Origin of the sequence: Salipiger bermudensis, assembly GCF_017309175.1 — a bacterium.
GTDB classification, from domain to species: Bacteria; Pseudomonadota; Alphaproteobacteria; order Rhodobacterales; family Rhodobacteraceae; genus Salipiger; species Salipiger bermudensis.
The window spans coordinates 306,710-333,697 of record NZ_JAEKJV010000001.1 but is presented as its reverse complement, the minus strand read 5'-3'; the positions used below and the strand labels follow the sequence as shown (position 1 = coordinate 333,697).

General features: G+C 69.3%; 29 protein-coding genes, 1 tRNA gene and 1 riboswitch. Of the genes, 10 read left to right on the top strand and 20 right to left on the bottom strand.

Going from position 1 to position 26,988, the window contains the following annotated elements:
• Window positions 1-16: 16 nt before the first annotated feature.
• Together JF542_RS01675 and JF542_RS01670 are read right to left on the bottom strand one after the other, a co-directional pair.
• The gene (locus tag JF542_RS01675) at window positions 17-1,765 is read right to left on the bottom strand and encodes a heparinase II/III family protein (RefSeq protein ID WP_207074483.1); all 1,749 of its coding nucleotides are present in this window, start codon (window positions 1,763-1,765) and stop codon (window positions 17-19) included.
• A 93-nt stretch (window positions 1,766-1,858) separates the two neighbouring features.
• Window positions 1,859-3,121, bottom strand: a complete 1,263-nt coding sequence (locus JF542_RS01670; protein WP_207074482.1) for an RsmB/NOP family class I SAM-dependent RNA methyltransferase — start codon at window positions 3,119-3,121, stop codon at window positions 1,859-1,861.
• A 73-nt stretch (window positions 3,122-3,194) separates the two neighbouring features.
• Between JF542_RS01670 and JF542_RS01665 the strand changes: the two genes are divergently transcribed.
• On the top strand, window positions 3,195-3,392 hold the full coding sequence (locus JF542_RS01665; RefSeq protein WP_207074481.1) for a DUF1674 domain-containing protein: 198 nt from the start codon (window positions 3,195-3,197) through the stop codon (window positions 3,390-3,392).
• A gap of 231 nt (window positions 3,393-3,623) precedes the next feature.
• On the opposite strand, the gene dapB is transcribed toward JF542_RS01665, so the two are convergent.
• Window positions 3,624-4,439, bottom strand: a complete 816-nt coding sequence (gene dapB / locus JF542_RS01660; protein WP_207074480.1) for a 4-hydroxy-tetrahydrodipicolinate reductase — start codon at window positions 4,437-4,439, stop codon at window positions 3,624-3,626.
• Between the two features lie 87 nt (window positions 4,440-4,526).
• Here dapB and rbfA point away from each other — a divergent pair, with 87 nt between their 5' ends.
• From rbfA to lpxK, 7 genes are all read left to right on the top strand, one after another.
• Window positions 4,527-4,922, top strand: coding sequence for a 30S ribosome-binding factor RbfA (rbfA, locus tag JF542_RS01655; RefSeq protein WP_007792242.1), 396 nt, complete (start codon window positions 4,527-4,529; stop codon window positions 4,920-4,922).
• A 4-nt stretch (window positions 4,923-4,926) separates the two neighbouring features.
• Window positions 4,927-5,673 carry a phosphodiester glycosidase family protein gene (locus JF542_RS01650; protein WP_007792245.1) on the top strand — a complete coding sequence of 249 codons (747 nt, stop codon included), beginning with the start codon at window positions 4,927-4,929 and terminating at the stop codon, window positions 5,671-5,673.
• 74 nt (window positions 5,674-5,747) lie between these two features.
• Window positions 5,748-7,094, top strand: a complete 1,347-nt coding sequence (locus tag JF542_RS01645) for a TldD/PmbA family protein (protein WP_207074479.1) — start codon at window positions 5,748-5,750, stop codon at window positions 7,092-7,094.
• A complete protein-coding gene (locus JF542_RS01640; protein ID WP_207074478.1) occupies window positions 7,081-7,863 on the top strand; it encodes a 3'(2'),5'-bisphosphate nucleotidase CysQ in 783 nt (260 codons plus the stop codon). The genes JF542_RS01645 and JF542_RS01640 overlap by 14 nt, the downstream gene beginning before the upstream one ends.
• 145 nt (window positions 7,864-8,008) lie before the next feature.
• Window positions 8,009-8,251: a DUF4170 domain-containing protein gene (locus JF542_RS01635; RefSeq protein ID WP_040544225.1), complete on the top strand. Its 243-nt coding sequence runs from the start codon at window positions 8,009-8,011 to the stop codon at window positions 8,249-8,251.
• Between the two features lie 5 nt (window positions 8,252-8,256).
• Window positions 8,257-9,501 (top strand): 3-deoxy-D-manno-octulosonic acid transferase, encoded by a 1,245-nt coding sequence (locus tag JF542_RS01630; protein ID WP_207074477.1) that lies wholly within the window; start codon window positions 8,257-8,259, stop codon window positions 9,499-9,501.
• Complete coding sequence (gene lpxK / locus JF542_RS01625; RefSeq protein WP_207074476.1) at window positions 9,501-10,490, top strand: tetraacyldisaccharide 4'-kinase; 990 nt, start codon at window positions 9,501-9,503, stop codon at window positions 10,488-10,490. The genes JF542_RS01630 and lpxK overlap by 1 nt, the downstream gene beginning before the upstream one ends.
• 32 nt (window positions 10,491-10,522) lie before the next feature.
• Here the strand turns inward: lpxK and JF542_RS01620 are convergent, their stop codons facing one another.
• Complete coding sequence (locus JF542_RS01620) at window positions 10,523-11,389, bottom strand: N-formylglutamate amidohydrolase (protein WP_007792258.1); 867 nt, start codon at window positions 11,387-11,389, stop codon at window positions 10,523-10,525.
• 206 nt (window positions 11,390-11,595) lie between these two features.
• Here JF542_RS01620 and JF542_RS01615 point away from each other — a divergent pair.
• Together JF542_RS01615 and ykgO are read left to right on the top strand one after the other, a co-directional pair.
• Window positions 11,596-11,670 (top strand) — tRNA-Val (locus tag JF542_RS01615).
• Between the two features lie 91 nt (window positions 11,671-11,761).
• Complete coding sequence (ykgO, locus tag JF542_RS01610; protein ID WP_007792261.1) at window positions 11,762-11,887, top strand: type B 50S ribosomal protein L36; 126 nt, start codon at window positions 11,762-11,764, stop codon at window positions 11,885-11,887.
• A gap of 122 nt (window positions 11,888-12,009) precedes the next feature.
• Here the strand turns inward: ykgO and JF542_RS01605 are convergent, their stop codons facing one another.
• The 16 genes from JF542_RS01605 to ybeY all read right to left on the bottom strand — a co-directional run bounded on the left by JF542_RS01605 (window position 12,010) and on the right by ybeY (window position 26,975).
• On the bottom strand, window positions 12,010-12,840 hold the full coding sequence (locus tag JF542_RS01605) for a transglutaminase family protein (RefSeq protein ID WP_207074475.1): 831 nt from the start codon (window positions 12,838-12,840) through the stop codon (window positions 12,010-12,012).
• Window positions 12,841-12,936: 96 nt separating this feature from the next.
• Window positions 12,937-13,608, bottom strand: a complete 672-nt coding sequence (locus JF542_RS01600; protein WP_207074474.1) for a phosphoribosylanthranilate isomerase — start codon at window positions 13,606-13,608, stop codon at window positions 12,937-12,939.
• A gap of 161 nt (window positions 13,609-13,769) precedes the next feature.
• The gene (locus JF542_RS01595) at window positions 13,770-14,120 is read right to left on the bottom strand and encodes a LapA family protein (protein WP_007792269.1); all 351 of its coding nucleotides are present in this window, start codon (window positions 14,118-14,120) and stop codon (window positions 13,770-13,772) included.
• 9 nt (window positions 14,121-14,129) lie between these two features.
• A complete protein-coding gene (gene ihfB, locus JF542_RS01590) occupies window positions 14,130-14,411 on the bottom strand; it encodes an integration host factor subunit beta (protein WP_007792271.1) in 282 nt (93 codons plus the stop codon).
• A gap of 215 nt (window positions 14,412-14,626) precedes the next feature.
• Window positions 14,627-15,052 carry a hypothetical protein gene (locus JF542_RS01585; RefSeq protein ID WP_007792273.1) on the bottom strand — a complete coding sequence of 142 codons (426 nt, stop codon included), beginning with the start codon at window positions 15,050-15,052 and terminating at the stop codon, window positions 14,627-14,629.
• A 1-nt stretch (window position 15,053) separates the two neighbouring features.
• Entirely contained in the window at window positions 15,054-16,031 is a 978-nt protein-coding gene (locus tag JF542_RS01580) for a hypothetical protein (RefSeq protein WP_207074473.1), read from the bottom strand.
• A 151-nt stretch (window positions 16,032-16,182) separates the two neighbouring features.
• Entirely contained in the window at window positions 16,183-17,943 is a 1,761-nt protein-coding gene (rpsA, locus tag JF542_RS01575; RefSeq protein ID WP_224886485.1) for a 30S ribosomal protein S1, read from the bottom strand.
• Between the two features lie 225 nt (window positions 17,944-18,168).
• Window positions 18,169-19,161, bottom strand: a complete 993-nt coding sequence (locus tag JF542_RS01570) for an aldo/keto reductase (RefSeq protein WP_207074472.1) — start codon at window positions 19,159-19,161, stop codon at window positions 18,169-18,171.
• A complete protein-coding gene (cmk, locus tag JF542_RS01565) occupies window positions 19,158-19,781 on the bottom strand; it encodes a (d)CMP kinase (protein ID WP_207074471.1) in 624 nt (207 codons plus the stop codon). Before cmk ends, JF542_RS01570 begins: the two co-directional genes overlap by 4 nt.
• Before the next feature lie 52 nt (window positions 19,782-19,833).
• Window positions 19,834-20,340, bottom strand: coding sequence for a hypothetical protein (locus JF542_RS01560; protein WP_207074470.1), 507 nt, complete (start codon window positions 20,338-20,340; stop codon window positions 19,834-19,836).
• Complete coding sequence (gene aroA, locus JF542_RS01555; protein WP_207074469.1) at window positions 20,340-21,683, bottom strand: 3-phosphoshikimate 1-carboxyvinyltransferase; 1,344 nt, start codon at window positions 21,681-21,683, stop codon at window positions 20,340-20,342. Before aroA ends, JF542_RS01560 begins: the two co-directional genes overlap by 1 nt.
• A 137-nt stretch (window positions 21,684-21,820) precedes the next feature.
• Window positions 21,821-22,534 (bottom strand): tRNA (guanine(46)-N(7))-methyltransferase TrmB, encoded by a 714-nt coding sequence (trmB, locus tag JF542_RS01550; protein WP_207074468.1) that lies wholly within the window; start codon window positions 22,532-22,534, stop codon window positions 21,821-21,823.
• A gap of 162 nt (window positions 22,535-22,696) precedes the next feature.
• A complete protein-coding gene (metK, locus tag JF542_RS01545; protein WP_207074467.1) occupies window positions 22,697-23,875 on the bottom strand; it encodes a methionine adenosyltransferase in 1,179 nt (392 codons plus the stop codon).
• Window positions 23,876-23,878: 3 nt separating this feature from the next.
• Window positions 23,879-23,927: riboswitch (SAM-SAH riboswitch) on the bottom strand.
• A 14-nt stretch (window positions 23,928-23,941) separates the two neighbouring features.
• Window positions 23,942-25,492: an apolipoprotein N-acyltransferase gene (lnt, locus tag JF542_RS01540; protein WP_340689128.1), complete on the bottom strand. Its 1,551-nt coding sequence runs from the start codon at window positions 25,490-25,492 to the stop codon at window positions 23,942-23,944.
• Window positions 25,485-26,456, bottom strand: coding sequence for a transporter associated domain-containing protein (locus tag JF542_RS01535; RefSeq protein ID WP_207074466.1), 972 nt, complete (start codon window positions 26,454-26,456; stop codon window positions 25,485-25,487). Before JF542_RS01535 ends, lnt begins: the two co-directional genes overlap by 8 nt.
• 36 nt (window positions 26,457-26,492) lie before the next feature.
• Entirely contained in the window at window positions 26,493-26,975 is a 483-nt protein-coding gene (ybeY, locus tag JF542_RS01530) for an rRNA maturation RNase YbeY (RefSeq protein WP_207074465.1), read from the bottom strand.
• Between the last annotated feature and the right edge of the window lie 13 nt (window positions 26,976-26,988).

Here is a 26,988-nt window from a genome sequence, read left to right as displayed (position 1 = left end):
CGGGTTCCCAGATGGTTCAATGCGTCGGCTCCGCCTCGTCGATGGCCACGTCGCGCAGGGCGATCGCGGTGTCCTGCGTCTTGGCCAAGGACCAACGGATGCGCGTCGCATACTCCATCGCGCGGCCGGATAAAACGATCTGTTTCGCCGCGCGGGGCCGCAACCGGCCTTTTTCGAGGTAAACCGACGGCTCCAGCGTCAGCCGCGGCCCTGCATCGTGGCGGAACACCCAGACCTCACCCGAGCGCAGCGCCAGCGACACCGCGCTGCCGCCCATGTCGAGCGCGGCATCGACCTCCGGGTGCAGGTGGAACCGCAGCTGCCAGGGCAGCCCGCTCAGCGTCGCCGCGTCGAGCCGCCGGTCAAAGACACGCTTGTCGGCATCGTCGAGCGTGATCAGCATGTCCTCGCCCGAGACCTCGCGCCCGTCGGCGCTCAGCTCGAGGATGCGGGCTTGGGTCAGCCCGTGGGTCCGGCGGTAGCCGTCATGGCCGCCCTCGAAGCGCTGCCCGCCCTCGACATGGCCGATCTCGACGGGCACCTGTTTCGGCCCATCCTCGAGCCATTCGCGCACACCGCCATCGGCCACCCGCGGCGTCGCCAGCCGCCCGCTGGAATAGCCGTCGAGGCACAGCGTCGAATGCGAGGGCGTGGCGCGTCCGGCACGGCGCCAATCCGCCCCGAAGCCGGCGCCCGAACCGCAGCTCACCACCACCGGGCGTCGCCCCGAGGTCAGTTCGAAGGCCAGGGTTGAGGCATGGGCATCGAAGGAAGCGGGCCCCGTTGGCGGCGGCGCGGCATCGATGATCAGGCTGCTGCGCCCGCCCGAAAGCCGCGCGTAGCCCATCGCCAGCCCTTCAACCTGGCGGCGCCTGACGCCCGAGGCCGCCAGCGCCTGGTCGAGCCGCCCGTCGAGCCCGCGCCCGCCGCCCTGGAACCGCGCCAGCCCGCCATCGGCGTGGCGCAGGGCGCGCAAGGTCGGCGCGATGCGCGCGATGGCCGCGGCATGTGCCTCCTCGGCGGTCAGGTCCTCGTCCTCGAGCGCCGCCCGGGCCCAGGTCAGCAGGGTGAACACCTCGAGCAGTTCCTCGGGGTTCCGGGTCGGGATGCCGCCCTGCGCATCGACCTGTGACGCGCATTCGACGCCCAGCGCCTTGCGTGCCGTCTCCGCATGGGCGCCCATGCCCTCGAAGGACAGACCGGCATAGAGCAGCCCGGTCAGCGCCTCGAACCGCGCCAGCCCCGGCGGCGTGCTCGGCCAGCGCCGCGCCAGGAAAATCGTCTGCGCCGCCAGCGCGCGGTAGAGCGCCGCGGCCTCGTCCGCCTCGGCGCCACGCAGCAGGAACAGCGCGTGATGGATCGTGCGGATCAGCCGCCGCCCGGCGGCGTCCGGGCTCCAGCCATCGCCCTTGCCGCTGCCGTAGCGGGCGATCCAGCCCCAGACCCACTTCCGCGCCAAGAGCCGCGCCCGCGCGTCCCCCACCGCCGCGAGGTCATCGAGCCAGCGGAAGCCGTGGATCTCCGCCTCCCACGCCGCATCCGGCGGCGCGATGTCCCAGATCATCGCGTCAGGGGCTTCGACGAGGTGTCCCGCGAACATCAGGTTGCCGGCGCAAAGCTGGCGTCCCCGCGCAAAACTTCCGGTGCTGCGGGGTTCGGGCTGCGAGACGAGGGCAGAGCCCGGACGGGCACGCGCCGCCAGACGCGCGTGCAGGCGGTTCAGGAACCGCGTCACCGCGGCAGACCAGTTGCCCCTGTTCGACATGTCCCTCTCGTGCCCCGTCTCGGCCTCATCCGGCTCTTTGTTGCCAAGAGGTGTAGCGAAGGGGGGCGGTCAAGTCACCTCGCAATGAGCCGTTCAGGCCGGTTTGCGCAGGATCGCCATGTAGAACCCGTCCATGCCGCCGCGCTCCGCCCAGAAATCGGGCCGCAGCCGCAGCCCGCCCTCCTCCGAGCGCCAAGCCTCTTCGACGCCCGCGGCCTCCGGACGCAGCACCTCGAGCCCGGGGTGGCGGGCCAGCGCCTCCTCGACCTGGCACTCGCCCTCGTCCGGGATCAGCGAGCAGGTGCAGAACACCAGTCGGCCGCCGGGCGCGAGCAGGCGCAGCGCGTGGTCGATCATCGCCGCCTGCAAGCCGATCAGCTCGGAGATGCCCTCGCCCTGCTTGGCCTGCGGCAGGTCGGGGTGGCGGCGGATGGTGCCGGTGGCCGAACACGGCGCGTCGAGCAGGATGGCGTCATAGGTGCCGTCGTGCGCGAGCGCATCACCGGTGACCGTCGCCGCCTCGAGACCCGTGCGGGCGAGGTTCTCGCGCACCCGGCCCATGCGGGCCTCGGACAGGTCGAGCGCGGTGACGTTTGCCCCCGCCGCGGCCAGCTGCATGGTCTTGCCACCGGGTGCGGCGCACATGTCGAGGATTTTGAGGCCCGTCACGTCGCCCAGAAGCCGCGCGGGCAGCGCCGCGGCGGCGTCCTGCACCCACCATTCGCCGGTGTCGTAGCCCGGCAGCGCCGAGACCTGCCCGGCGCTGGCCAGCCGCACCGAGCCGGTGGGCAGCAGCGAGCCGCCGACCGCCGCGGCCAGCGCCGCCGCATCGCCCTTGGCGCTGAGATCGAGCGGCGCGCCGGCCAGGTGCGCCGCTTCCATCGCCGCGACCGCCTTGTTGCCCCAGGCGCTGGTCAGCGGCTCGCGCAGCCAGCGCGGCAGGCGCGGCACCCGCAGGGTGGACCATTTCGCCGGCGCCTCCTCGGTGAGCTTGCGCAGCACCGCGTTGACGAGCCCCTTCATCGATTGGGTCTTGCGGTCGCCGGCGACGATCTGGACGCAATCGTTGACCACCCCATGCGCCGCCCCGCCGGTGGCGAGCTCCCACGCCCCGAGGCGCAGCACATTGCGCACGAAGAGTGGCGGCGACTTGCGCAGATGCGGCTTCAGGAGCCGGTCGCAGCGCTCGAGATTGCGCAGCACCTCCTGCGCCATGCGCTGCGCGGCGGCGCGATCGGGGGCGGGCATCGCCTCCCATGCGGAGCCGGTCATGGCGTCCGAGAGCAGCCGTCCCTGCCCCAGAACCTGACCGAGCAGCGCCACGCTCTGGGCGCGGGCGGTGGGAATGGGCGGCATGGAGGTCTCTCCCCGGGTTGTCTCGCTGGGCTGGCGGGCCCTATATCAGGGGGGACCAGACGAGGAAAGCGCCATGACCGACGAGACATCCGACCGCAAGGACCTGCCCCCCGCCGCGCAGCGCGCCCTGGCCGAGGCGGCGGAGCGCCGCGCCGCGGCCGAGGAGGCAGCGCGCAAGGCGCCCACGCCGAAGGAATATGGCGGTCGCGACGGGCTTGACCCGGCGCGCTATGGCGACTGGGAGAAGAAGGGCATCGCGATCGACTTCTGATCGCGGTGTGCCCGAGGGATTGCGCGGGCTGACGCCCACGCCCGGGTGCAGGGGCGCTGCCCCTGTCGCACCAAAGGTGCGCTGCCCCTATAGCGCCGGAGGCGCGCTGGCGTGGGAAAGAGGGGCGCTGCCCCTCTTGGCCTGCGGCCAATTCACCCCGGGATATTTTCGGCCAGAAGAAGACCGGGGCGTGGCGTTTGCTAAGAGCCCCGCGCCCCTGCCCTTTTTGGCTCAGTCGTCGAGGCCGAGCACGTCGAGCATGTCGTATTCGCCGGGAGCCTTGTCCTGCCCCCAGAGCGCTGCCTTCAGCGCGCCGCGGGCGAAGAGGGCGCGATCCGAGGCGATGTGCTTGATCATGATGCGTTCGCCGGCGGCGGCGAAGATCACCTCGTGCTCGCCCACCACGTCGCCGCCGCGGATGGCGTGAAAGCCGATGTCGCCCCGCTTGCGCTTGCCGGTGATGCCGTCGCGGCCCCGGTCCGAGACCGCGTCGAGCGCCACGCCGCGGCCCTCGGCGGCGGCTTCGCCCAGCATCAGCGCGGTGCCCGACGGCGCATCGACCTTCTGGTTGTGATGCGCCTCGACGATCTCGATATCCCAGTCCTCGTCGAGCGCCGCGGCGACCTGGCGGGTCACCTTGGTGAGCAGGTTGACGCCGAGCGACATGTTGCCGGCGCGCACGATCACCGCGTGGCGGCCGGCGACGTGGATCTTCCTGAGATCCTCCGCGTCGAGCCCGGTGGTGCCGATCACGTGCACCGCCCGGGCCTGCGCCGCGAGCTCCGCGAAGGCCACGGTGGCGGCCGGCGCGGTGAAGTCGATCACCGCCTGCGCCTTGCTGAACGCCTCGAGCGCGTCATCGGTGACGGTGACGCCGATCTCGGTGCCGCCCATGCAGGTGCCGAGGTCGCGCCCCACCCAGTCATGGCCCGCGCGCTCGACCGCGCCCACCAGCGCCAGCCGGTCGCTCTTTTGCAGTTCGCGCACCAGCATCTGGCCCATGCGGCCCGACACGCCCGTCACAACAACGCCCGGCTTCTCGCTCATCGTCATCTCCAGTTCATCCTTTGCGCGCTTCCTTAGCGCGCAGCGTCCGGCTTGGCAAAGGGGCGGGCAAGGACTAAGTGGGAAGACATGGGCAAGAACAGATTCCAAGACGGTCCCGGACCGAGCCAGAGACAGCTTCGCGTCGGCGAACTCATTCGCCGCACGCTCTCGGAGGTGCTGACACGCGGCGACATCCACGACCCCGAGCTCAATCGCCTGTCGATCACCGTGGGCGAGGTGACGGTGTCGCCCGACCTCAAGGTGGCGACCGCCTATGTGGTGCCGCTGGGCGGCGGCAAACCGGACGAGATGTTCGACCTGCTCAAGCGCAACAAGTCCGAGCTGCGCCGCGCGGTGTCGAAAGGGCTGACGCTGAAATTCGCCCCCGAGATCCGCTTCAAGCTCGACGAGACCTTCGACCGGCTCGACGAGACCCGGCGGTTGTTCTCGCAGGATGCGGTGCGCCGCGACGTGGAGGAGTAGGCCGGTGCGCGGCGTTCTGGCCGCGGCCACCGCGCTGATCCTCGCGGCGCTGCCGCTGCCCGCCAGGGCGGTGGGCTGCGAGCCGTTAGAGCATGCCGGCAACCGCTACACCGTCTGCGAGGTGCGCCCTGCCCGCGAGGCGCTGCGCACCTTCCTCTACACCGAGGACGGCACCCCCTGGGGCCAGTTCACCGCCATCGACAATGCGCTGCGCCCGCAGGGCCGGCGCCTCGCCTTCGCGATGAATGCCGGCATGTATCACGAGGATCGCGCGCCGGTCGGCTACTATGTCGAGCGCGGCGAAGAGGAAATGCGGGTGATCTCGAGCGCCGGGCCCGGCAATTTCGGGCTGCTGCCGAACGGCATCCTGTGCATTCGCCGCAACCGCGCCGACGTGATCGAAACCCGCGCCTTCCTGCGCGAGCGCCCGTCCTGCCGCTATGCCACCCAATCCGGTCCGATGCTGGTGATCGACGGCGCGCTGCACCCGCGCTTCCTGCCCGACAGCAGCTCGCGCTACATCCGCAACGGCGTCGGCACCTCCGAGGATGGCACGCGCGCGGTCTTCGTGATCTCGGAAACCGCCGTCACCTTCCACGAGTTTGCCTCGCTGTTCCGCGACCGGCTGGGTCTGCCACAGGCGCTGTTCCTCGACGGCAACGTCTCGCGGCTCTACGCGCCCGAGGCCGGGCGGCGCGACATCGGCCGCACGATGGGGCCGATCGTCGGCGTGGTGGCGCGCGACGAGTAAGGCGCGGCGGCGCCTTTCCCTTGCACCTGCCCGTCCTGCGGCCTACCTCGATGGGGCAGCAACGCGGAGCCCCCATGAACCGACCCCTCGACAGCCTGACCCAAGCCCTTCTGGATGCCGCCACCAAGGCCGGCGCCGATGCCGCCGACGCGCTCGCCGTCGAGGGCAGCTCGACCGAGATCGACGTGCGCAACGGCACGCTCGAGCAGGCGGAGCGCTCGGAGGGCACCGATATCGGGCTCAGGGTCTTCATCGGGCGGCGCAGCGCGGTGGTCTCGTCCTCCGACACCAAGGACTCCACCATCGCCACCATGGCCGAGCGCGCCGTGGCGATGGCCCGCGAGGCGCCAGAAGATCCCTATGCCGGGCTTGCCGATCCCGCGCAGCTCGCCCGGGACTGGGACATCGAGGCGCTCGAGATGTGCGATCCCACCGACGCGCCCTCTCCGGCCGAGCTGCAGGAGGACGCCTGCGCGGCGGAAGCGGCGGCGCTGGCGGTCGAGGGCATCGGGCAGGTGCAGTCGGCCTCGGCGGGCTATGGCCGACGCCAGGTGCATCTCGCGGCGAGCAACGGGTTTTCGGGAGGCTACTGGCGCAGCTCGCGCTCGCGCTCCTGCGTCGCCATCGCGGGCACCGGGCTCGAGATGGAGCGCGATTACGACGGCGACAGCCGCACCTTCCAGTCGGAGCTGCGCGGCGCCGCGGAGATCGGCCGCCGCGCCGCCGAGCGCGCGCTCGAGCGGCAGAACCCGCGCCGCCCCAAGACCGGCGCCTACCCGGTGCTGTTCGACGAGCGCATCGCCGCCTCGCTGGTCGGCCACCTGATCGCGGCGGCCAACGGGGCCGCAGTGGCGCGCGGCGCGTCGTGGCTGCGCGGAGCGCTCGGAGAGGACGTGCTGCCGAAGGGGCTGTCGCTGGTCGAGGATCCGCACCGTCCACGCATCGCGGGCTCGCGCCCGTTCGACGCCGAGGGCCTGCCGACGCAGGCCCGCGCGCTGGTCGAGGACGGCGTGCTGACCGGCTACACGCTCGATCTGGCCAATGCCCGCAAGCTCGGCATGGAGCCCACCGGAAACGCCGCCCGCGGCACCAGCGGCGGGCCGTCGCCGACCCCGTGGAACCTGGCGCTCACGCAAGGCGACAAGAGCCGCCAGGAGTTGATTGCGCAGATGGGCTCGGGGCTGGTGGTGACCTCGATGATCGGCGCCACGATCAACCCCAATACCGGCGACTACTCGCGCGGGGCAGCGGGGTTCTGGGTCGAGAACGGCGAGGTCGCCTACCCGGTCTCGGGCGTGACCATCGCCGGCAACCTGCGCGACATGCTGCGCCGGGTCACCCCCGCCAACGACGCGCGCGGCTGGCTGTCGCGCGTGGTGCCATCGCTTCTGGTCGAGGGGCTCACCCTTGCCGGAGAGTGATCTCGCGCTTCTGACCCGCGCCGCCTGGAGCGCCGCCGAGACCGCCACACGCTATATCGGCGGCACCATGAACGTGCGCCACAAGGCTGCCGATGGCAGCCCGGTGACCGATGCCGACATGGCGGTGAACGCGGTGCTCGAGGAGCTGCTGCGCAGCGCCCGTCCCGACTATGGCTGGCTCAGCGAGGAAAGCGCCGACGATCCCGCGCGGCTCGGGGCGGAGCGGGTGTTCATCGTCGACCCGATCGACGGCACCCGCAGCTTCATTGAGGGCTCGGACAGCTGGGCGCATTCGCTCGCCGTCGCCCGCGATGGCGAGATCACCGCCGCGGTGGTGTTCCTGCCGATGCGCGAGCGGTTCTACAGCGCAGCGCTTGGCGAGGGGACGCGTCTCAACGATGCAACGGTCCACGCCAGCGGCGTCGCAACGCTCGAGACCGCTCAGGTGCTGGCCACCAAGCCGTCGATGCAGCCCGATCACTGGCGCAGTCCGATGCCGGAGCTGCAGCGCAGCCACCGCCCTTCGATCGCCTACCGCCTGGGGCTGGTGGCCGAGGGCCGCTTCGACGCCATGCTGACGCTGCGCCCGTCCTGGGAATGGGACATCGCCGCGGGCGCCCTGCTGCTTTCCGAGGCGGGCGCGATGATCAGCGACCGCAGCGGTCAGCCGATCCGGTTCAACGCGCCCCACCCCAAGCATGACGGCGTGGTCGCCGCCAACCCGGCGCTGCACGGCGAGATCCTCGGCAGGCTGCGGCAAGCGCCCTGACCTGCCCGGCCCTTGGGCGCCGACGCCGGTCAGGAAAATTTGCAGGCGTTTTCGAGAACGCCTGCCCGCCCCGCAAGCCGCTCGGCGCTTGACCTTGCCGGGCGAGATCGTAGGTTGCCGACGTCTTCACCTGAAAGGTCAGAGCATGGTTCAACGACTCCACCTCGTGTTCGGCGGCGAACTCGTGACCCCGGAAAAGAACGTCTTCAAGAATGTCGACGAGTTGCACATCGTCGGGATCTTCCCCGACTATGCCAGCGCCCACGACGCCTGGAAGGCCGAGGCGCAGCGCACCGTCGACAATGCCCACATGCGCTACTACATCGCCCACCTGCATCGCCTGCGCGACGAAGAGGCCGAAGCCTCGACCACCGAGGAGCTCGGCTGACACCCTTGTCCCGCAAGCCCTTCGCGCTCTCGGCCTATCTCGCCTCGGCGCGCGGTCGCCCCACGGCCTCACCGTCGGTGGTGCCGCGCCCGGATGGCCCGCTGATCTGGATGCACGCCGCGCGGCTCGACAGCGCCCGCGCGCTTGCGGCGCTCGCCGCCCGCATCCGCGCGCAGCGGGACGAGATCTCGGTCCTGCTGACCTGGCATCCCAGCGTACCGGCGCAGCCCTACCCGGGCTGCATCGGCCTGCCCCTGCCCGCCGATACCACCGCCGATGCCCAGAGCTTCGCCGCCCACTGGCGCCCCGATATCGGCCTCTGGACCGGGCAGACGCTGCAACCGGCGCTGCTCTCGCGACTCTCGGACACCGGCACCAAGCTCGTGCATCTCGATGCCGGCAATGATCCATGGCACGTGCCGGGGCCGGTCTGGCTGCCCGATTGCACCACCGCGACGCTGGCGCTGTTCGACCGGATCTTCTCGATCGATGACATGGCACACCGTCGCCTGCGCCGCCTCGGCCTGCCCGACGAACGGCTGCGCCGCGCCGGCCCGTTGAGCGAGAGCGCGCCGCCGCTCGACTGTTCCCCGGACCTGCACGAAGAGATGGCGCAGCTGCTTTCGGGGCGTCCGGCGTGGCTTGCCGCGCGGGTCCGCGCCGACGAGGCCGCCGAGATCCTGCAGGCACATCGCCGCGCCATCCGGCTGGCGCACCGGCTGATCCTGTTCATGGTCCCCGCCAGCCGCGAGGACGGCGCCGAGATCTGCCGCATCGCCCGCGCCTCCGACCTGCGCAGCGTGTCGTGGGACGATGGCGAGATGCCCGACGAGAACACCCAGGTGCTGGTCACCGAAGACGACGCGGAGCTCGGGCTCTGGTATCGCCTCGCCCCCATCGCCTTCCTCGGCGGCTCGCTGCGCCCGGGCCATGGCGGAGAGGACCCGCTGGCCGCCGCCGCCCACGGCGCGGCGCTGCTCTACGGGCCGAATGTCGGGCGTCACCTGGCCGCATATACCCGGCTGGTCGACGCCGGCGCCGCCCGCATCGTGCGTGATTTCGACAGCCTCGCCTCGGCGGTCTCGCAGCTGGTGGCACCCGATCGCGCCGCGGCCATGGCCCATGCCGGCTGGGACGTGGTCAGCCAGGGTGCGGCGCTCACCGACAAGGTGATCGCGCAGGTGTTCCGCTGGCTCGACGGCGAGGACGATCCCCGCGACGATGACACCAACGCCGGGGAGGCCGCCTGATGCGCCCGCCAGCCTTCTGGTACACACCGCCCTCGCAGCCCGCACTGCGTGCCCGCCTGCTGGCGCCGCTCGGTGCGCTGACCGCCCGGACCACCGCCCGCCGCGTCTCGGCTCCCGGCGCCTCGGTGGGCGTCCCGGTGATCTGCGTCGGCAACCTCAACGCCGGCGGCACCGGCAAGACACCGACCGTGATCGCCCTGATCGAGCGGCTGAGCGCCCGCGGCAAGGCGGTGCACGTGGTCTCGCGCGGTCATGGCGGCCGGCTCGAGGGGCCGGTGCAGGTCGATCCGCTGAACCACGGCTCCGCGGATGTCGGCGACGAGCCGCTGCTGCTTGCCGCCTTCACGCCGGTCTGGGTCGCGCGCGATCGCGCCGCCGGGGCCTACGCCGCCGCCGAGGCCGGGGCGCAGGTCATCGTCATGGATGACGGTTTCCAGAACCCGGCGTTGAACAAGAACCTGTCGATCATCGTGGTCGACGCGGCCAAGGGCTTCGGGAATGGGCGCTGTATGCCCGCAGGCCCCCTGCGCGAGCCCGTAGAGGCTGGCCTTGCCCGCGCCGACCTCGTCCTCTCGATCGGCCCTGCCCCCGCCCAGAGGCGCTTTTCCGAGGCTTGGGAGGCCCATATCCCGCTGCCACACCTGACGGGCCACCTCGCGCCCTTGCAGACCGGCATGACCTGGGACGGGCTGCCCGCCTTCGCCTTTGCCGGCATCGGCCACCCGGAGAAGTTCTTTGCCACGCTCAAGGGCCTCGGGGCGGAGCTTCGCGGCACCTCGGCGCTCGACGATCATCAGCCCTTCACACCGCAGCTGCTGACCCGGCTCGAGACCGACGCCGCCCGCCTCGGCGCGCAGCTCGTCACCACCGAGAAGGACGCAGTGCGCCTGCCGGCGGAATTCCGTCCCAAGGTGCTCACCCTACCGGTGCGGCTGCAGATCGAGGACGACAGGGCGCTGGCGGACAGGCTCGACACGCTGCTCGCCTGAAACGCTTTCGCCCGTCTTGAGCTTCGAGAGCGCTACTCCGCGGCCAGCGGCTTGTCTTGGTCGCGATGCCCGATGGCCGCGATCTCGGCCACAACGCCGCGCAGCACCCGCCGGAAGGCCTGGAAATCGGCACTGGGGCGGATTCGCGCCTCGTCCATGTAGACCGAGCGATCGATCTCGATCTGGATGGCGTGCTGCTGGCGCGACGGTCGTCCGTAGGCCTGGGTCACGTAGGCCCCGGCGAACGGCGCGTTGCGCACCACCGAGAGCCCGGCCCGGGTGAAGGCCGCTTCGACCCGCGACACGATCTCCGCCGAGGCCGAGGCGCCGAAGCGATCACCGATGACGATCTCGGGCCGGCGGGCGGAATTGCGCGCCACGCCGTCCACCGCCTCGTGCGGCATGGAATGACAGTCGATCAGAATCGCCTCGCCGAAGCGGCTGCGCGCGCTCTCGACCAGCTCGCGCAGCTGCGCGTGATAGGGATGCCAGTAGCGCGCGATGCGGCGCTCGGCTTCGGAAAGCGGCATCTTGCCGCGATAGATCGCCCGCCCGTTCGAGACCACCCGTGGCACCACGCCAAGACCGCTCGCCACGCGCGGGTTGTGCCCGCCGCGGCGCACCCCCTCGATCAGGGCCGGGTCGAGCTCGTCCGGGGCGCGGTTGAGGTCGAGAAAGGCGCGCGGGGCCCCGGCGCGCAAAAGCGGCGCCCCGAATTGCGGTGCGCAATCGAAAAGCCGGTCGACAAAGGCGTCCTCGGAGGAGCGGATGGCGTGCTCGTCGAGAACGGTGTTGCGCAGGAAGCTCCACGGATAGTCGCGCCCGGAATGCGGCGAGGCGAACACGGCACAGGAGGTGGCCGCCTCCGGCAGATCGAGATGAAAGGCGACTTTGGGCATTCGTCCTCCTGATGAGCATAGTTTAGCGCGATTTTCGCGAGGGCAAAAAGCCTGTTTTCTTCGCGGGATGGAAACCGGCATTCTTTGCCAGAAAAGCCCTTGCCACCATCTCCGACTCCACTTATAGAGCGCTCCACCGGCGCGGTTCTCCCGCGCCCCACTTACTTCTGGGGCACGGAGACACGGGTATCGCGCAGGCCATGAGAGGGCGGTTAGCTCAGCGGTAGAGCACTACGTTGACATCGTAGGGGCCACTGGTTCGATCCCAGTACCGCCCACCATGGTCCTAATTCACCACCTCCGCGGGGTCGCGCCCACGGTAGGTCCCGCAACGCCAGGCGCTCGCGCGCCGCGACAAGAGGAGAGACCATAATGAAGGTCGCAAACTCGCTCCGCTCGCTCAAGAAGCGCCATCGTGACTGCCGCGTTGTGCGCCGCAAGGGCCGCGTCTACGTGATCAACAAGACCCAGCGTCGTTTCAAAGCCCGCCAGGGCTGAGACGATCCTAGGATCACGAGAGTATTGAAAGGGCCGCCCATTCGGGTGGCCTTTCTGCTTTTCGAGCCCCTGCTTTTCGGCGCCTGTGCGCGCAGAGTATCCGCCGCGCCCGTCCGGACCCGTCACGCCCTCACCTCCACCTCGACCCGGTAGCGCAGCCGCGCCGCCACGGGCGGGCCATAATAGCCGCCCTCCACCGGCATGGTCTCCCCCTGCTCCGGCGCGGCGCATAGCGCAACGTGCCCGTCGCGCACCCGCGTGCCATGGGTGGGATCGAATCCCTGCCATCCCGCCTGCCCCAGCCAGACCTCCGGCCAGGCATGCAGGTGGCGCTGCCCGTCGACGCTTTCGGCCTGCGCCTGATACCCGCTCACGAAGCGCGCTGGCAGCCCCATCAGGCGACAACAGGCGATGAACAGGACAGCGAGGTCCCGGCACGCGCCCTGCGCCCGCTCAAGCGTCTCCTGCGGGCTCTGGGCATACCCGTCCTGCCGGATGCGCCGGTCGGTGCGCTGGTAGAGCGTAGCGGTCAGGAGCTCGAGAAACCCCATCGCGTCCCGGCCCGCCAGTTCGGCCAGACCCTCGGCAAAGCGCCGCACCTCGGGGCCCGGATCGCGCCCCGTCAGGCATGCGTCCGGCGCATCGTCCAGGCGCGGCCATGGAAGGCGCGGCAAGCGCTGCGCCCCGGGCGGCGTGGCCTGCCGCGTTTCTATCTCGAACGCGCTATCGATGCGCAGCAGATCGCTTGCGCCCGGCCCGAATTCCACCAGCACCAGCGGGTTGCCGTGAGCGTCCACCTCTTCGCGCATCATCGCGGGCTCCGGCAGGATCTCCAGCCCGCGGGACAGCACCCGGCCGCAATCGCCGCGCGGCGTCAGCCGCAGCCTGTGTGCTGCCAGCACAACCGGCGTGTCGTAGCTGTAGATGGTTTCGTGACGGACCGAGAACCGCATGGCGCCCCTCCCTGGCTCAAACCAGAGAGAAGCACCGTTTCGCCGCCGGAGACCAGCCCCGACGCGGCCTCCGCGGCGCGGGGACGCAAGCGCCGCTCAGAGCCGCGGCACCGACACCGCCTCGGCCGCATCGCTGACCGCCTGCAGGAAGGCGCTGATGCGCGCGGCATCCTTCACGCCGGGCTCCGATTCGACCCCGGACGAGACATCCACCTGCCGCGCCCCGGTCATCGCGATGGCCTGCCCGACATTGGCCGGGGTCAGCCCCCCCGCGAGCATCCAAGGACAGGGCCAGCGCCGCCCGGCGATCAGCCGCCAGTCGAAGGCCAGACCGTTGCCGCCCGGCAGCGCCGCGCCCTTCGGTGCCTTGGCATCGACGAGAATCTGGTCAGCCACCTTGCCGTAGTCGAGCAGCGCCGGCAGATCCGCCTCGCTCGCCACGCCCACCGCCTTCATCACCGGAAGCCCGTAGCGGGACCGGATCTCCGCCACCCGGTCAACGCTCTCGCGTCCGTGCAGCTGCAACATGTCGAGCGGCACCTGCTCGAGGATCTCGTCGAGCAGCGCATCGTCGGCATTGACCACGAGCCCGACCTTGGCAAGCCCCACCGGCGCTGTCAGCGCCAGCTCGCGCGCCTGCGGCACGCTTACGTGCCGCGGGCTCTTGGGAAAGAACACGAAGCCCGCATAGCTCGCCCCGGCCTCGGCCGTGGCAACAACGTCCTCCGGCCGGGTGAGGCCGCAGATCTTGACGCGAATCTCGCTCATCACACCCCCGTCTCCGGCCGGCGCACGGCCCTGTCTTCTCTGGTTCAAAAATACCTCGGGGGAGTCGCAGCCCCGCTGCGACGGGGGCAGCGCCCCCTCCGATCCGTTCCGCCAGGCGATGCGGCCGGGGACGCAGCGCGCCCCGGCGACTCAGATCGCCGTCAGGCGCTCTGGTCGAGGATCGCCAGGACCTCGTCCTTGTCCTTGTCGCGCTCGGCCTGAGTCTTCTTCAGCTCGCGCTCGAGCTTGCGGACCTCCGCCTTGCGCTCGGAGGCGGCGGCGCGGTGCTTGTGCTCGCGCAGCCACTCCCAGAAGAACCCGATCAGCAGGCCAAACAGGATGCCGCCGAAGAACACGAGGAACAACGGCAGGCTCAGGGTCTGCTGGAACTCCAGCAGGGTCGCGATGTCGGGCGGCAGCAGCGTGAGCTCCACCATCGAGCGGTTGGCCATTGCGATGGCCACGAGGACGATCGCGAGAACGCCCAGAAACGCATAGCGAATGTAACGCATGTTCTTGTCTTACTTTCCGTTCAGCCGGTCACGAAGCAGTTTGCCCGTCTTGAAGAATGGCACGTGCTTCTCCTCGACTTCAACCGCTTCTCCGGTGCGGGGGTTCCGCCCGAGCCGCGCATCGCGTTTCTTGACCGAGAAGGCACCGAAACCGCGCAGTTCGACCCGGTCGCCCCGGGCCATGGCATTGGTGATCTCCTCGAAGATCGTGTTCACGATCCGCTCCACGTCCCGTTGGTAGAGATGCGGGTTCTCCTCCGCGATCTTCTGGATCAATTCAGACCTGATCATCCTCGCACATCCCCTCACTGCGTCTTTTCGCGCTGTTCGAGTTCTACGACACTTCGCGCTCCCGCGCCAAATGGAAACCGGCTGATCACGCGGAAAAGCATTGGAAAGCAGCACTTTGTCAGCCCTGACCGCACGAAGAGGCCGATCATGGCCCCGGAGGCGCAATGCTGCACCGCGGAAACATCTCCGTTTCAAAATGCGATTCGCCTCGCCTTTCAGTCCCGCTCGGCGTCCTGCCCCTGCCCGAAGAGCGTCAGGAACAGGGTGGTGAAGAAGCCCCCGAAGGCGCTCTCCACCAGCGAGACCGCCGCCGGCAACAGGTCCTCGCTGCCGATGAACCCGGTCTCGTAGCTCCACAGCACGAAGCCATTGCCGGCCACGTAGGCGACGAAGAGAATCGACATCAGCGCAAGGAACAGCCCGCTGACCTTGCGCCCGCGCGGCCCCTTCCCAAGCCCCACCGATTTCACCACCACGCCGACATAGATGCCGAAGACCGGCAGGAACACCGCGATGGTCGAGACATAGGTCTCGATCTTGGTGATCCGGCTCTGCAGGTAGACCGCGCAGAACGACACGAAGGCCACGTGAACGATGACGACCAGAAGGGCAAAGAGCGCCCGGGCGCTGCGCTGATACATCTCACTCGCCCCCGATCCGGCCATCCTCGAGCGCGTCCGAGACCGCCGACATCAGCCCCTGCCGGAAGGCCGCGAAGCCGCCGTCGCGGTCGAGCGACTGGAAACCGTCCACCGGCTTGCGCCGGTCGCCGGGCCAACGCCGGATCGCGGTGATCGGCATGTCGACGCTCAGCTCGTAGAGATCGCCCGACGGGTTGGTGGGGTAGAGCTCGAGATAGGCCTCTTCCCAATGCCCTGCCCGCCCGGTCAGCGCGCCATCGGGGAACAGCAGCCGCGCCTTCAGACGGCCGCGCTCGGCGGTAACGGCGCAGGTCTGCCGGGCGGTGGTTTCGCAGGGCAGGCCGGTGGCGGTCTCGAGGGCGGCGACCAGCGGCGCCCGCAGCGGCAGCGCACCGGCGTCGCGAATCGCGGCGAACTGCGGCGCTGTGAGGCGCAGCTGCGCCGGCATTGCCCCGGCCCCGATGCCACGGCGAATCGCGGCGATGTCATCGCCGCCCATCTGGCGCAGGGCAACGACCACGTCGGCCTCGTATCCCGGAAGGGTCTTGCCGCAATAGGGCACGACCTCGCGGCCCTCGAGCTTTTCGGTCTGGCCATTGAAGCCGAACGGCGCGCCGTCCCCGCCCAGCGGATCGACATATTGGCGCTCGTACGGGTCGCCCGGGTCGCAGGGCGTCATGTCCTCCACCGGCAGCCGCGCCAGAAGCGCGCGCATCTCCTCCTCGCGGCTTCGGGCCACCACCGCGATGACGGTCCCGGTCTCGCAACCGCCATCGCCGCAGACGAAGCTGCCGACGCACAGCTCCGACAGGCGGGGATCGTCGTAGATCTCGTTCCAGTGCCGCTCGCAGTAGCGTGCGGTGCGGTGCATGACCTCCGGATCGAAAGGCGTGATGTCGGAGAGCGACTGGGCGATGCCGCAACTCGGAACCGCAAGGCACAGCGCGGCAACAAAAGGACGGATTGAAAGATCGGGCATGGCGCAATGGCTTGGCGGAACAATGCCTTGAACCTGCGCGCGCAACCCAAGGCTGTCAAGGAACCATGCAAGTCCCGGTGCCCAAGATGCAAGAAGCCCCGCCGGATCGCTCCGGCGGGGCCAATCTCTTCAGCGCGTCAGCGCCTCAGGCTCAGTTGTCGCCCTTGAGCGCTGCGCCGAGGATGTCGCCGAGCGATGCGCCGGAGTCGGAGGAACCGTACTGTTCCACGGCTTCCTTCTCTTCGGCGATCTCGCGTGCCTTGATCGACAGGCCCAGACGACGGGTCTTGCTGTCGATGTTGGTGACGCGGACGTCCACCTTGTCGCCCACCGAGAAGCGCTCGGGGCGCTGCTCTGCGCGGTCGCGCGACAGGTCGGAGCGGCGGATGAAGGACTTCATGCCCTCGTATTCCACCTCAATGCCGCCATCTTCGATCGCGGTGACCTCGACGGTCACGATCGAGCCGCGCTTCACGCCGCCAACCGCGTCAGCGAACTTGTCGCCGCCGAGTGCCTTGATCGAGAGCGAGATACGCTCCTTGTCGGTGTCCACTTCGGTGACCACGGCCTGAACCACGTCGCCCTTGCGGTACTCCTGGATGGCTTCCTCGCCGCGCTGGTCCCAGCTGAGGTCGGAGAGGTGCACCATGCCGTCGATCTCGCCGTCGAGACCGATGAACAGGCCGAACTCGGTGATGTTCTTGACCTCGCCCTCGACCTGCGTGCCCTCGGGGTGGGTCTCGGAGAAGACTTCCCACGGGTTGCGCATGGTCTGCTTGAGGCCGAGCGACACGCGGCGCTTGGCCGGGTCGATCTCGAGCACCATGACGTCGACTTCCTGGCTGGTCGAGACGATCTTGCCGGGGTGCACGTTCTTCTTGGTCCAGGACATTTCGGACACGTGAACGAGGCCCTCGACACCCGGCTCCAGCTCCACGAATGCACCGTAATCGGTGATGTTCGTGACGCGGCCCTTGTGGACCGAGGCCAGCGGGTACTTGACCGCAACCAGATCCCACGGGTCTTCCTGCAGCTGCTTCATGCCGAGGGAGATACGGTGGGTTTCCTTGTTGATCTTGATGACCTGGACCTTCACGGTCTCGCCGATCGACAGGATCTCGGAGGGGTGGTTGACGCGGCGCCATGCCATGTCGGTGACGTGCAGCAGGCCGTCCACGCCGCCCAGGTCGACGAACGCACCGTACTCGGTGATGTTCTTGACCACGCCGTCGACCGTCTGGCCTTCGGACAGGTTGGCGATGACTTCCGCACGCTGCTCGGCACGGCTCTCTTCGAGGATCGCACGACGCGAGACAACGATGTTGCCACGGCGACGGTCCATCTTGAGGATCTGGAACGGCTGCTTGAGACCCATGAGCGGGCCAGCATCGCGCACCGGGCGCACGTCGACCTGCGAACCCGGCAGGAACGCAACCGCGCCGCCGAGGTCGACGGTGAAGCCACCCTTGACGCGGCCGAAGATCGCACCTTCGACGCGGGCGTCGTCGGCATAGGCCTTCTCGAGACGGTCCCATGCCTCTTCGCGGCGGGCCATCTCACGGGAAATCACGGCTTCGCCGCGGGCGTTCTCGGCCGCGCGGAGGAAGACTTCCACTTCGTCACCAACGGTGATCTCGGGAGCTTCGCCGGGATTTGCGAATTCTTTCAGATCGACGCGGCCTTCCATCTTGTAGCCGACATCGATGATGGCCTGGCCCGCTTCAATCGCGATGACCTTGCCTTTGACAACCGAACCTTCGTCCGGGGTGTCCATTTCGAGGCTTTCATTAAGGAGGGCCTCGAATTCCTCCATGGTCGAATTAGCCATGTGGCGTTCTGTTCCTTTACAACGGTTTTCTGGCCGGGCGGTTGTCTCCGCCGGTCTTGGCTGTCCCCCACTGAAAGCGGGCAACGTTGGTCGGTCCTGGCGCTACAAAACAAAGAGGGCCGGTGTGATTCCGACCCTGCTCACCTCCCTGTCCGCAGCTTTGCGCCTGTCTTGACGTCGCGCGATATACGCCGATGCGCCCGCCGGATCAAGCCCCGAGCGGCCGCAAACCCCGCTCTGGCAGGGTTTCGCGGCGTTTTCCCCCGCCGCGAGGCAGGTCCGAACGGCCTCGTGGAGCCGTCCGGCGACTCAGCTGTAATTCTCCGGCCCGATCCACTGCGTCCGCGAATAGCGGTCGCCATGGCACCAGCCGACGGGCAGCACCGCCTCGATGCGGCCCATATCCTCGGCGGTCAGGCTGGCCTCGGCCCCCTGCACCAGCTCGCGGAAATGGCTGACCGAGCGGGTGCCGGGGATCGGCAGCACGTGATCGCCCCTGTGCAGCGCCCAGGCGATGGCGAGACCGGCGGCGCTCAGTCCCATCTCGGCAGCGAGCGCCCGGAAGCCCGCCACGATCTCGAGGTTGCGGGTGTAGTTCGGTTCCATCATCCGCGGATTGCTGGCGAGGAACGGGTTGCCGGCGATGCGCTCGCGGTCGATCGGATGATCGGTCAGCAGCGAACGCCCCACGGGCGAGAACGCCACCAGCGCCACGCCGAGCTCGGCGCAGGCCTGCACCATGCCCATCTCGGGCAGCCGGGTGGCGAGCGAGTATTCCGCCTGCACCGCCGCGACCGGGTGCTCGGCATGGGCCAGCCGCAGCGTCGAGGGTGCGATCTCGGAAAAGCCGATGCTGCAACATTTGCCCTTCTCGACCAGCCGCCCCATGGTGCCGGCCACCTCTTCGGCCGGGATCTCGGCCTGGTAGCGGTGCACGTAGAACAGATCGACGCAGTCGATCCCCAGACGCTCGAGCGAGGCGTCGAGCTCGGCCTCCATATGCGCCAGCGAGTTGTCAAACCGGCGATTGCCCTCGGCGTCGCGGGTGATGCCCGCCTTGGTCGCGATGTGCAGGCGCTCGCGGGCGCCGGGGTTGGCGCTCAGCCAGGCGCCGATGGCGCGCTCCGAGCGCCCCATGCCATAGACGTTCGAGGTGTCGATATGGCGCACACCCAGCTCGTGGGCGAGATCGAGGATCGCCTGCGAGTTCTCCTCCGTGGTGGCGCCGTAGAAATCCGCGAACGACATCGCCCCGATGCCGAGGCAGGAGGTCTCGAGCGCCCCGATTTGCCGTGTCTTCATGCCGTGTCTCCGTCCTTGCGTTTGGCCGCGACCACGGCGATGGCCTGCGCCACCGCTGCGTCGATATCCAACGTAGATGTGTCGAGGATCACCGCGTCCTCGGCCGGGCGCAGGGGGGCGTCCGAGCGCGTGGCGTCGCGGTGGTCGCGCTCCTTGGTGTCTGCCAGCACGGTGTCGTAATCGGTCTCCGCCCCGCCGGCGCTCAGCTCAGCGTAGCGCCGCCGTGCCCGCACCTCGGCGCTGGCGGTGACAAAGAGCTTGGCCTCGGCCTCGGGGCATATCACCGTGCCGATGTCGCGACCGTCGAGCACCGCGCCCCCGGCGCGCCGGGCATAGGCGCGCTGGAAATCAACCAGTGCCGACCGCACTTCGGGGATCGCCGCCACCTTGCTCGCCGCCTGCGCCACGTCGGCGGTGCGCAGGCCCTCGGCCTCGAGGTCCTCTGCCACCAGCGCCAGCGCCGCCTCGATGGGCTCGACCCCGTCGAGCATGCGCTTGCCCACGGCGCGGTAGAGCAGCCCGGTGTCGAGATGCCCGACGCCGAAATGCGCCGCGACGGCCTTGCTGATGGTGCCCTTGCCGGCGGCTGCCGGCCCGTCGATGGCGATGGTGAAGCTCATGGCGCTGCCTCCTTGATGCGTCCCGCCGTTATGGCGAGCGCGGCCGGGGGCTTCAACCCTGGCGCCGCTCCAACCAGCACAGCCGGGCAAGCAGACCAAGCGACAGCGCCGCGAAGCCGGTCTTCAGCCGGGTGAACAGCGCCGCCCACTCCGCCAGAAGCGGCAGGAACTGTTCCGGCCCGCGCAGCAGCAGTTCGCGCACCGTCAGCCCCTCGGCCCAGTCGGCCCCGAGATAGGCCGCCACCGGCAAGAGCAGCAGCGCCCGCAGCCAGAGGGGCCTGCCCCGGCTGAACCGCAGCAGCCCGAGCGCCAGCAGAAGCGCGAAACTCCACATGAAGCCCGTGTCGAGCCACCGCATCTCGAGCAGGTAAACCGCGCGCCCGCGTCCCTCGAGCGCGGCCACATAGGCCTGCGCCGCCTCCGCCGAGAAGCCCAGGAGCCGCATGTCGAGCGGCATCAGCCCGCCCGCTGCCGGGATCAGCACCTTGCCCGCATACCACCACATCAGCAGCAGCATCGCCGCGGCGAAGGCCGCGAGAGGCGGCAGAAGGCGGCGCATCAGAGCCGCTCGATCACCGCGCCAAGCCCGCTCATCAGCGGCTCGAAGATCGGGAAGGATGTCGCGATCGGTCCACCATCATCGACCCGCACCGGCTCCGTCGTGGCCAGCCCCATGACAAGGAAGGACATGGCGATGCGGTGATCGAGATGGCTCGCCGTCTCGGCCCCGCCCGGCACGTTGCCATGGCCGCGGCCATGCACCGTCCACCAGTCCTCGCCCTCGTCGACCTCGACACCGTTGGCACGCAGCCCCGTCGCCATGGCGTCGATGCGGTCGCTTTCCTTGACCCGCAGCTCCTTGACGCCCGGCATATGGGTCTTGCCCTCGGCAAAGCTCGCCACAACCGACAGCACCGGGTACTCGTCGATCATGCTGGCGGCGCGCTCCGCCGGCACCTCGATTCCCCTGAGATCCGGCGAGAACCGCGCCCGCAGATCCGCCACCGGCTCGCCGCCCTCTTCGCGCGGGTTCTCGAAGGTCAGATCCGCGCCCATCTCCTGCAGGGTGAAGAACAGGCCCGCGCGGGTCGGGTTGAGGCCGATATTGGGCACCAGCACGTCCGAGCCCTCGGTGATCAGCGCGGCGCAGACCGGAAAGGCCGCCGAGCTCGGGTCGCGCGGCACCACGATGACCTGCGGCTTGAGTTCCGGCTGGCCGGTCAGCGTGATCACCCGGCCCTCTTCGGTCTCCTCGGTGACGACCTTGGCGCCGAAACCGGTCAACATGCGCTCGGAATGGTCGCGCGTTGCCTCGCGCTCGATCACCACCGTCTCGCCCGGCGCGTTCAGACCCGCCAGCAACACCGCGGACTTGACCTGCGCCGACGGCACCGGCGTGGCATAGCGCACGGGAAGCGGATCGCGCGCGCCGACGATGGTCATCGGCAGCCGGCCACCTTCGCGGCCCACCGCCTGCGCCCCGAACAGCGCGAGGGGATCGGTGACCCGCGCCATCGGGCGCTTGTTGAGGCTGGCATCGCCGGTGAAGGTCGCGGTGATCGGCGTGGTGGCCATCGCCCCCATGATCAGCCGCACCCCGGTGCCCGAGTTGCCGCAATCGATCACCTGCTCCGGCTCGGCGAACCCGCCGACACCGACGCCGTTCACGTGCCAGGTGTCGCCGCGCTTCTCGACCTCGGCCCCGAAGGCGCGCATCGCCTTGGCCGTGTCGAGCACGTCCTGCCCCTCGAGCAGCCCGGTGACCCGGGTCTCGCCCACCGCCATGGCACCGAGGATCAGCGACCGGTGCGAGATCGACTTGTCCCCCGGCACATGTGCCTCGCCGCTCAGCCCCCTGGACCGGCGTGCAATCATCGGAATGGCTTCCCCGTGGCTCGACATCTCGCCCCCTCGCTTCCTGCTCTGTTATCGCTCACGGCGCTGATAGCAGCCGCCCGCGCCCCTGTCTTCTCTTCGTTCTCAAATACTCCGGGGTGAATTGGCGCAGCGCGCCAAGAGGGGCAGCGCCCCTCCCCCGCTCAGCGTTTGCGGAACGTCATGTAATGCGGCACCCGGCCTTCGCGCAGCGCCTTCTGCTCGTAGCGGGTCGAGATCCAGTCGCCCCACGGCTCGCGCCAGTCCGCCGGCCCCTCGGCCAGCCATTCGAACCCCGCCTTCGGCACCTCGACCATGGTCTGGCGCACGTAGTCGGGAATGTCGGTGGCGACGCGGAACTCGGCGCCGGGCTTGAGCACGCGGGCCAGCGGCTCGAGATGCTCGGGCGTGACAAAGCGGCGCCGATGGTGGCGCGCCTTGGGCCAGGGGTCGGGATAGAGCAGGAAGGCCTTGTCGATCGAGGCTTCGGGCAGCACGTCGAAGAGATTGCGCACGTCGCCCGGATAGACCTTGACGTTCTCGACGCCGGCCCGACGGATCTTGCCGAGCAGCATCGCCACGCCGTTGATGAAGGGCTCGCACCCGATCACGCCGACATCAGGATAGGTCGCGGCCTGGTGCACCATGTGCTCGCCGCCGCCGAACCCCACCTCGAGCCAGACCGGCTTGCCGCCGAACATCGCGCCCGTGTCGAGCGCCGCGCGCTCGGGGTTCTCGTCCCAGTCCACCGCACCGGGCGACAGCTTGGCGAGATCCTCGTCGAGATAGGCTTCCTGCGACGCCTTCAGCGTCTTGCCCTTCACGCGGCCATAGAAGTTGCGCCACGGGGCGCCGGGATGCTTGTTCGAACTGGTCATGGCCGGGGGCTTTAGCGTCAAGCCGCGCGCGGGGCAATCCCGCAACGCCCTCTCACGGTATCACTCCAGCTTCGCCCGCGCGGCATCGCGTTTGCACGCGGCCCGCGCGGCATCGCCGCCGCGCGTGGCCCGTGTCCTGCGAGGGGCGCGGCCCTGCCCGCCTCAGACCTCGCGGCTGAGCGCGTCCGCGAGATCGGTCTTCTCCCACGAGAAGCCACCGTCGGCATCCGCCGCGCGGCCGAAATGCCCGTAGGCGGCGGTGCGCTCGTAGATCGGCTTGTTGAGGTCGAGATGGGTGCGGATGCCGCGCGGCGTCAGGTCCATGACCTTGGGGATCGCCCGCTCGATCGCCGCCGGGTCGACCTCGGCGGTGCCGAAAGTGTCGACATAGATCGACAGCGGCTTGGCCACACCGATGGCGTAGGACAGCTGCACCGTGGCCTTCTCGGCCATGCCGGCGGCGACGATGTTCTTCGCGAGGTAGCGCGCCGCGTAGGCCGCCGAGCGGTCGACCTTGGACGGGTCCTTGCCCGAGAACGCCCCGCCGCCATGCGGTGCCGCACCGCCATAGGTGTCGACGATGATCTTGCGCCCCGTCAGGCCCGCGTCACCGTCCGGCCCGCCGATCACGAAAGTGCCGGTGGGGTTCACCCACCATTCGGTCTCGTTCGAGAGCCAGCCCTCGGGAAGCACCTCGCGGATATAGGGCTCGGCAATGGCGCGGATGTCGTCCGAACTGAGGCTCGGGTCGAGATGCTGGTGCGACAGCACCACCGAGGTCACGCCCACAGGCTTGCCGTTCTTGTAGCGTACCGAGAATTGCGACTTGGCGTCGGGGCCAAGCTGCGGCTCGGCGCCGGACTTGCGCGCTTCGGCAAGGCGCTTGAGCACCGCGTGCGAATAAAGGATCGGCGCCGGCATCATCTCGGGCGTCTCGTTGGTGGCGTAACCAAACATGATGCCCTGGTCGCCCGCCCCCTCGTCGCCGCGCTCACCGGTCACGCCCTGCGCGATATGGGCCGACTGCTCGTGCAGCAGGTTGGTGATCTCGCAGGTTTCCCAATGGAACTTGTCCTGCTCGTAGCCGATGTCCCGGATGCAGGCGCGGGCGATGTCGGGGATGCGCTGCATGTAGTCATGCAGCTTGTCCTGATCGGTCAGGCCGATCTCGCCGCCGATCACCACGCGATCGGTGGTGGCAAAGGTCTCGCAGGCGACGCGCGCCAGCGGATCCTCGGCAAGGAGCGCATCGAGGATGGCGTCGGAAATCCGGTCGCAGACCTTATCCGGGTGGCCCTCGGACACGGATTCCGAAGTGAAGGTGTAATTCTGTCGGGACATATTTGCTCCATTGGGTACCAGCCGTCACGCCAGGAAGCCGTTGTGACGGGGATATGACGGTTATCGCTACGTGGTTGCGGACTCGGCGTCAACCGAAACCCGGCGTCGCGGCAAAGACAACGTAAACGCCAGAAGCCCGAGCAGGATCGCCAGCGGCAGATCCCCGGTGCGGCTGTAGAGCGTGACGCGCAGCGGCGGCGGCAGGGGCGTGTCCAGGTAACCGGCCTCGCCGAGGGGCAGGCTGTCAAGCACCCGCCCTGCCCCGTCGATCACCGCCGAGACGCCTGTATTGGCGGCGCGCAGCAGCGGCAGCCCCTGCTCGACCGCCCGCATCCGGGCCTGAGCGAGGTGCTGGTACGGGCCCGAGACGGTGCCGAACCACGCGTCGTTGGTGATCTGCAGCAGCAGGTCCGGGCGCTGTGGCGCGCGCAGGTCCTGCGGGAACACCGCCTCGTAGCAGATCAGCGGCAGCGCGCGGCCAAGATCGGGCCCGAGTTCGATGGTGCGCGGCCCCGGCCCTGCGCCATAGCCGCCGGCGGCCCGCTGCGCCAGCCCGCCGACCTCGATCCTCGCAAAGAGCGCCGCAAAGGGCATGTACTCGCCGAACGGCACAAGATGGTGCTTGTCATAGGTCGCCTCGACCGCGCCGCCGGGTCCCGCGAGCGCCAGCGAGTTGAACCACGTGCCCTCCTCGACGCGCTGGATTCCGAGTGCCACCTTGGCCGGGCCGGCGGCGTCAGAGATGCGGGCGAGCGCGTCCTCGGCATTCTCCAGCAGCATCGGCAGAGCGGTCTCGGGCCAGACGGTGAGCGCCGGGCGGTCGAGCCCCTCGCTGGCTGGCGCGGCGGTGTATTCCACCTGGCGCTCGAAGAAGATCGGAACGAAGGCGCGGTCCCATTTCTGGTGCTGCGGGGCGTTGGGCTGCACAAGCCGCACCACCGGGCGCCCGGAGAGATCCTGCAGCGGCGGGGTGATCGCAGTCCCGCCTGCGACCAGCACCGCAAGCCCGGCAAGGCCGGCGGCGAGACGTGGCCAGCCAAGGCGGAGGTCGCGCAGCCCCGCGACGAGCAGAGCGGCACTGCCAAGTGTGAGGACGGTGAGCCCGTGCGTGCCGATCCATGCCGCCCATTGCAGCGCCGGGGTCGGCGTCCAGAGCGAGCCGAGCGTGGCCCACGCAAAGCCGGTCAGAACATAGGCCCGTGCCAGCTCGACGGTGGACCAGAACACCACGAGGGCGAACAGCCGGCGCCGCGGCACCGCGCGCCCAGCGCACCAGAAGGCCAGCGCCCAGAACAGCGCCAGCCCGGCGGCCAGCAACGCCAGCGCGAAAGGCGCCATCCAGCCGGTGGTGGCGGCATCGACCTGGAACGGCTCGGTGACCCAGTTGAGCACAAGTGCAAAATAGCCGAACCCCGCGCCCCCGCCGGTGGCCAGGGCCGCGCGCGGACCGCGTGACCGCGCGAACAGGGCGACGATGGCAAGCAGGCCGGCAAAGCCCATCCAGGTCAGTGCCCAAGGCGCCTGCCCCAGCCCCAGAGCCGCGCCCGCCGCCACGGCGAGCGCCAGCTGCGCCAAAGTCTGGAGACGGCTGCGCGAGCGCCCTTGCGTGTCAGGCACTCTGCGCCTCGGCGGAGGCCTCGGCGCGCGGCTCGGCCTGAAGCGGCGCGACGGGCTCGGCCGGGCGCACGGCACTCGGCCCGGCACCTGCGGTCTGCTCGTGCGGCCGGATGCGCAGGCGCTTGATGCGGCGCGGATCGGCGTCGACAACCTCGAGATCGAAGCCGCCCGGGTGCGGCACCACCTCCCCGCGCGCCGGGACGTGGCCGGCAAGCATGAAGACCAGACCGCCAAGCGTGTCGATCTCTTCCTCGTCGATCTCCTCGTCGGCGGTCAGGGCGATGCCGGTCTGGGCCTCGAACTCCTCGAGCGGCGTGGTGGCCAGCGCCAGCCAGCTGCCGGATTTCTCGCGGAAGAAATTGCGGCCCTCGTCGATATCGTGCTCGTCCTCGATCTCGCCGATGACCTGTTCGATCAGGTCCTCAATGGTCACAAGCCCGTCGACCCCGCCGTATTCGTCGATCACCAGCGCCATGTGCCGGCGCTCGGTCTGCATCTTGGTGAGCAGCACGCCGATCGGCATCGAGGGAGGCACGAAGACCAGCGGGCGCAGGATCTTGTTGAGATCGAAATCCTCTTCGCTGCCGTTGAACCCGTGGCGCAGCGCGAAGTCTTTCAGGTGCGCCATGCCCACCGGCGTGTCGAGCGTGCCCGAGAACACCGGCAGGCGGGTCATGCCGCTGTCGCGGAAGACCTGCACCAGCTCGGACTTGGTGATGGTGTCGGGCACCGCGACGATCTCGGCCTTGGGAATCGCCACGTCCTCGACGCGCATGCGGCGCAGGTTCATCATGCCGGGACGCGGCATGGCGACCGTAACGGAGGCGCCGCCAGCCTCTTGGCCATGCTCCTCCTCCGGTTTCAACGCTTTGATAAGGCGGCGGAAAAGTCCATCGCCCGCGGGTGCATCTGTCAGCTGCTGCGCGCTTTGCGCTGCCGTAGACGAGCCGTCGTTATCGCCCATTGTTCCTATCCAAAAACGGGGCCGTTGCCCCAAGCGTTACGAATATGGGTCCTCGATACCCATTTTGCCAAGTATTTCCGTCTCGAGAGTTTCCATCACCGTGGCTTCCGCGTCACTGATGTGGTCGTAGCCCAGCAGGTGCAGCGTGGCATGCACCATCAGGTGAATGATGTGATGGTCCAGCGGCTTGCCCTGTTCGGCGGCCTCTCGGGCGCATGTTTCCCAGGCGATGGCGATGTCTCCCAGCTCCTCCGGCATGCCGTCCTCACCGCCTTCCGGCGGCTCTTCGGGGTCACGCTCCTCCGACGGCCAGGACAGCACGTTGGTGGGCTTGGGCTTGGCGCGGAAATCGCCGTTCAGTTCGGCGATGCGGGCATCGTCGCAGGCCAGCACGGCGATCTCGAAGCGCTCGGGGTCGAGCGAGAGATGCGACAATGCGGCGCAGGCGGCGCGCTCGGCCAAGGCCTCGAGGCCGGCCGCCTGCCAGCGCGGGTCTTCGAGGAGAGTGTCGGTCAGCATCAGGGCCTGGTCC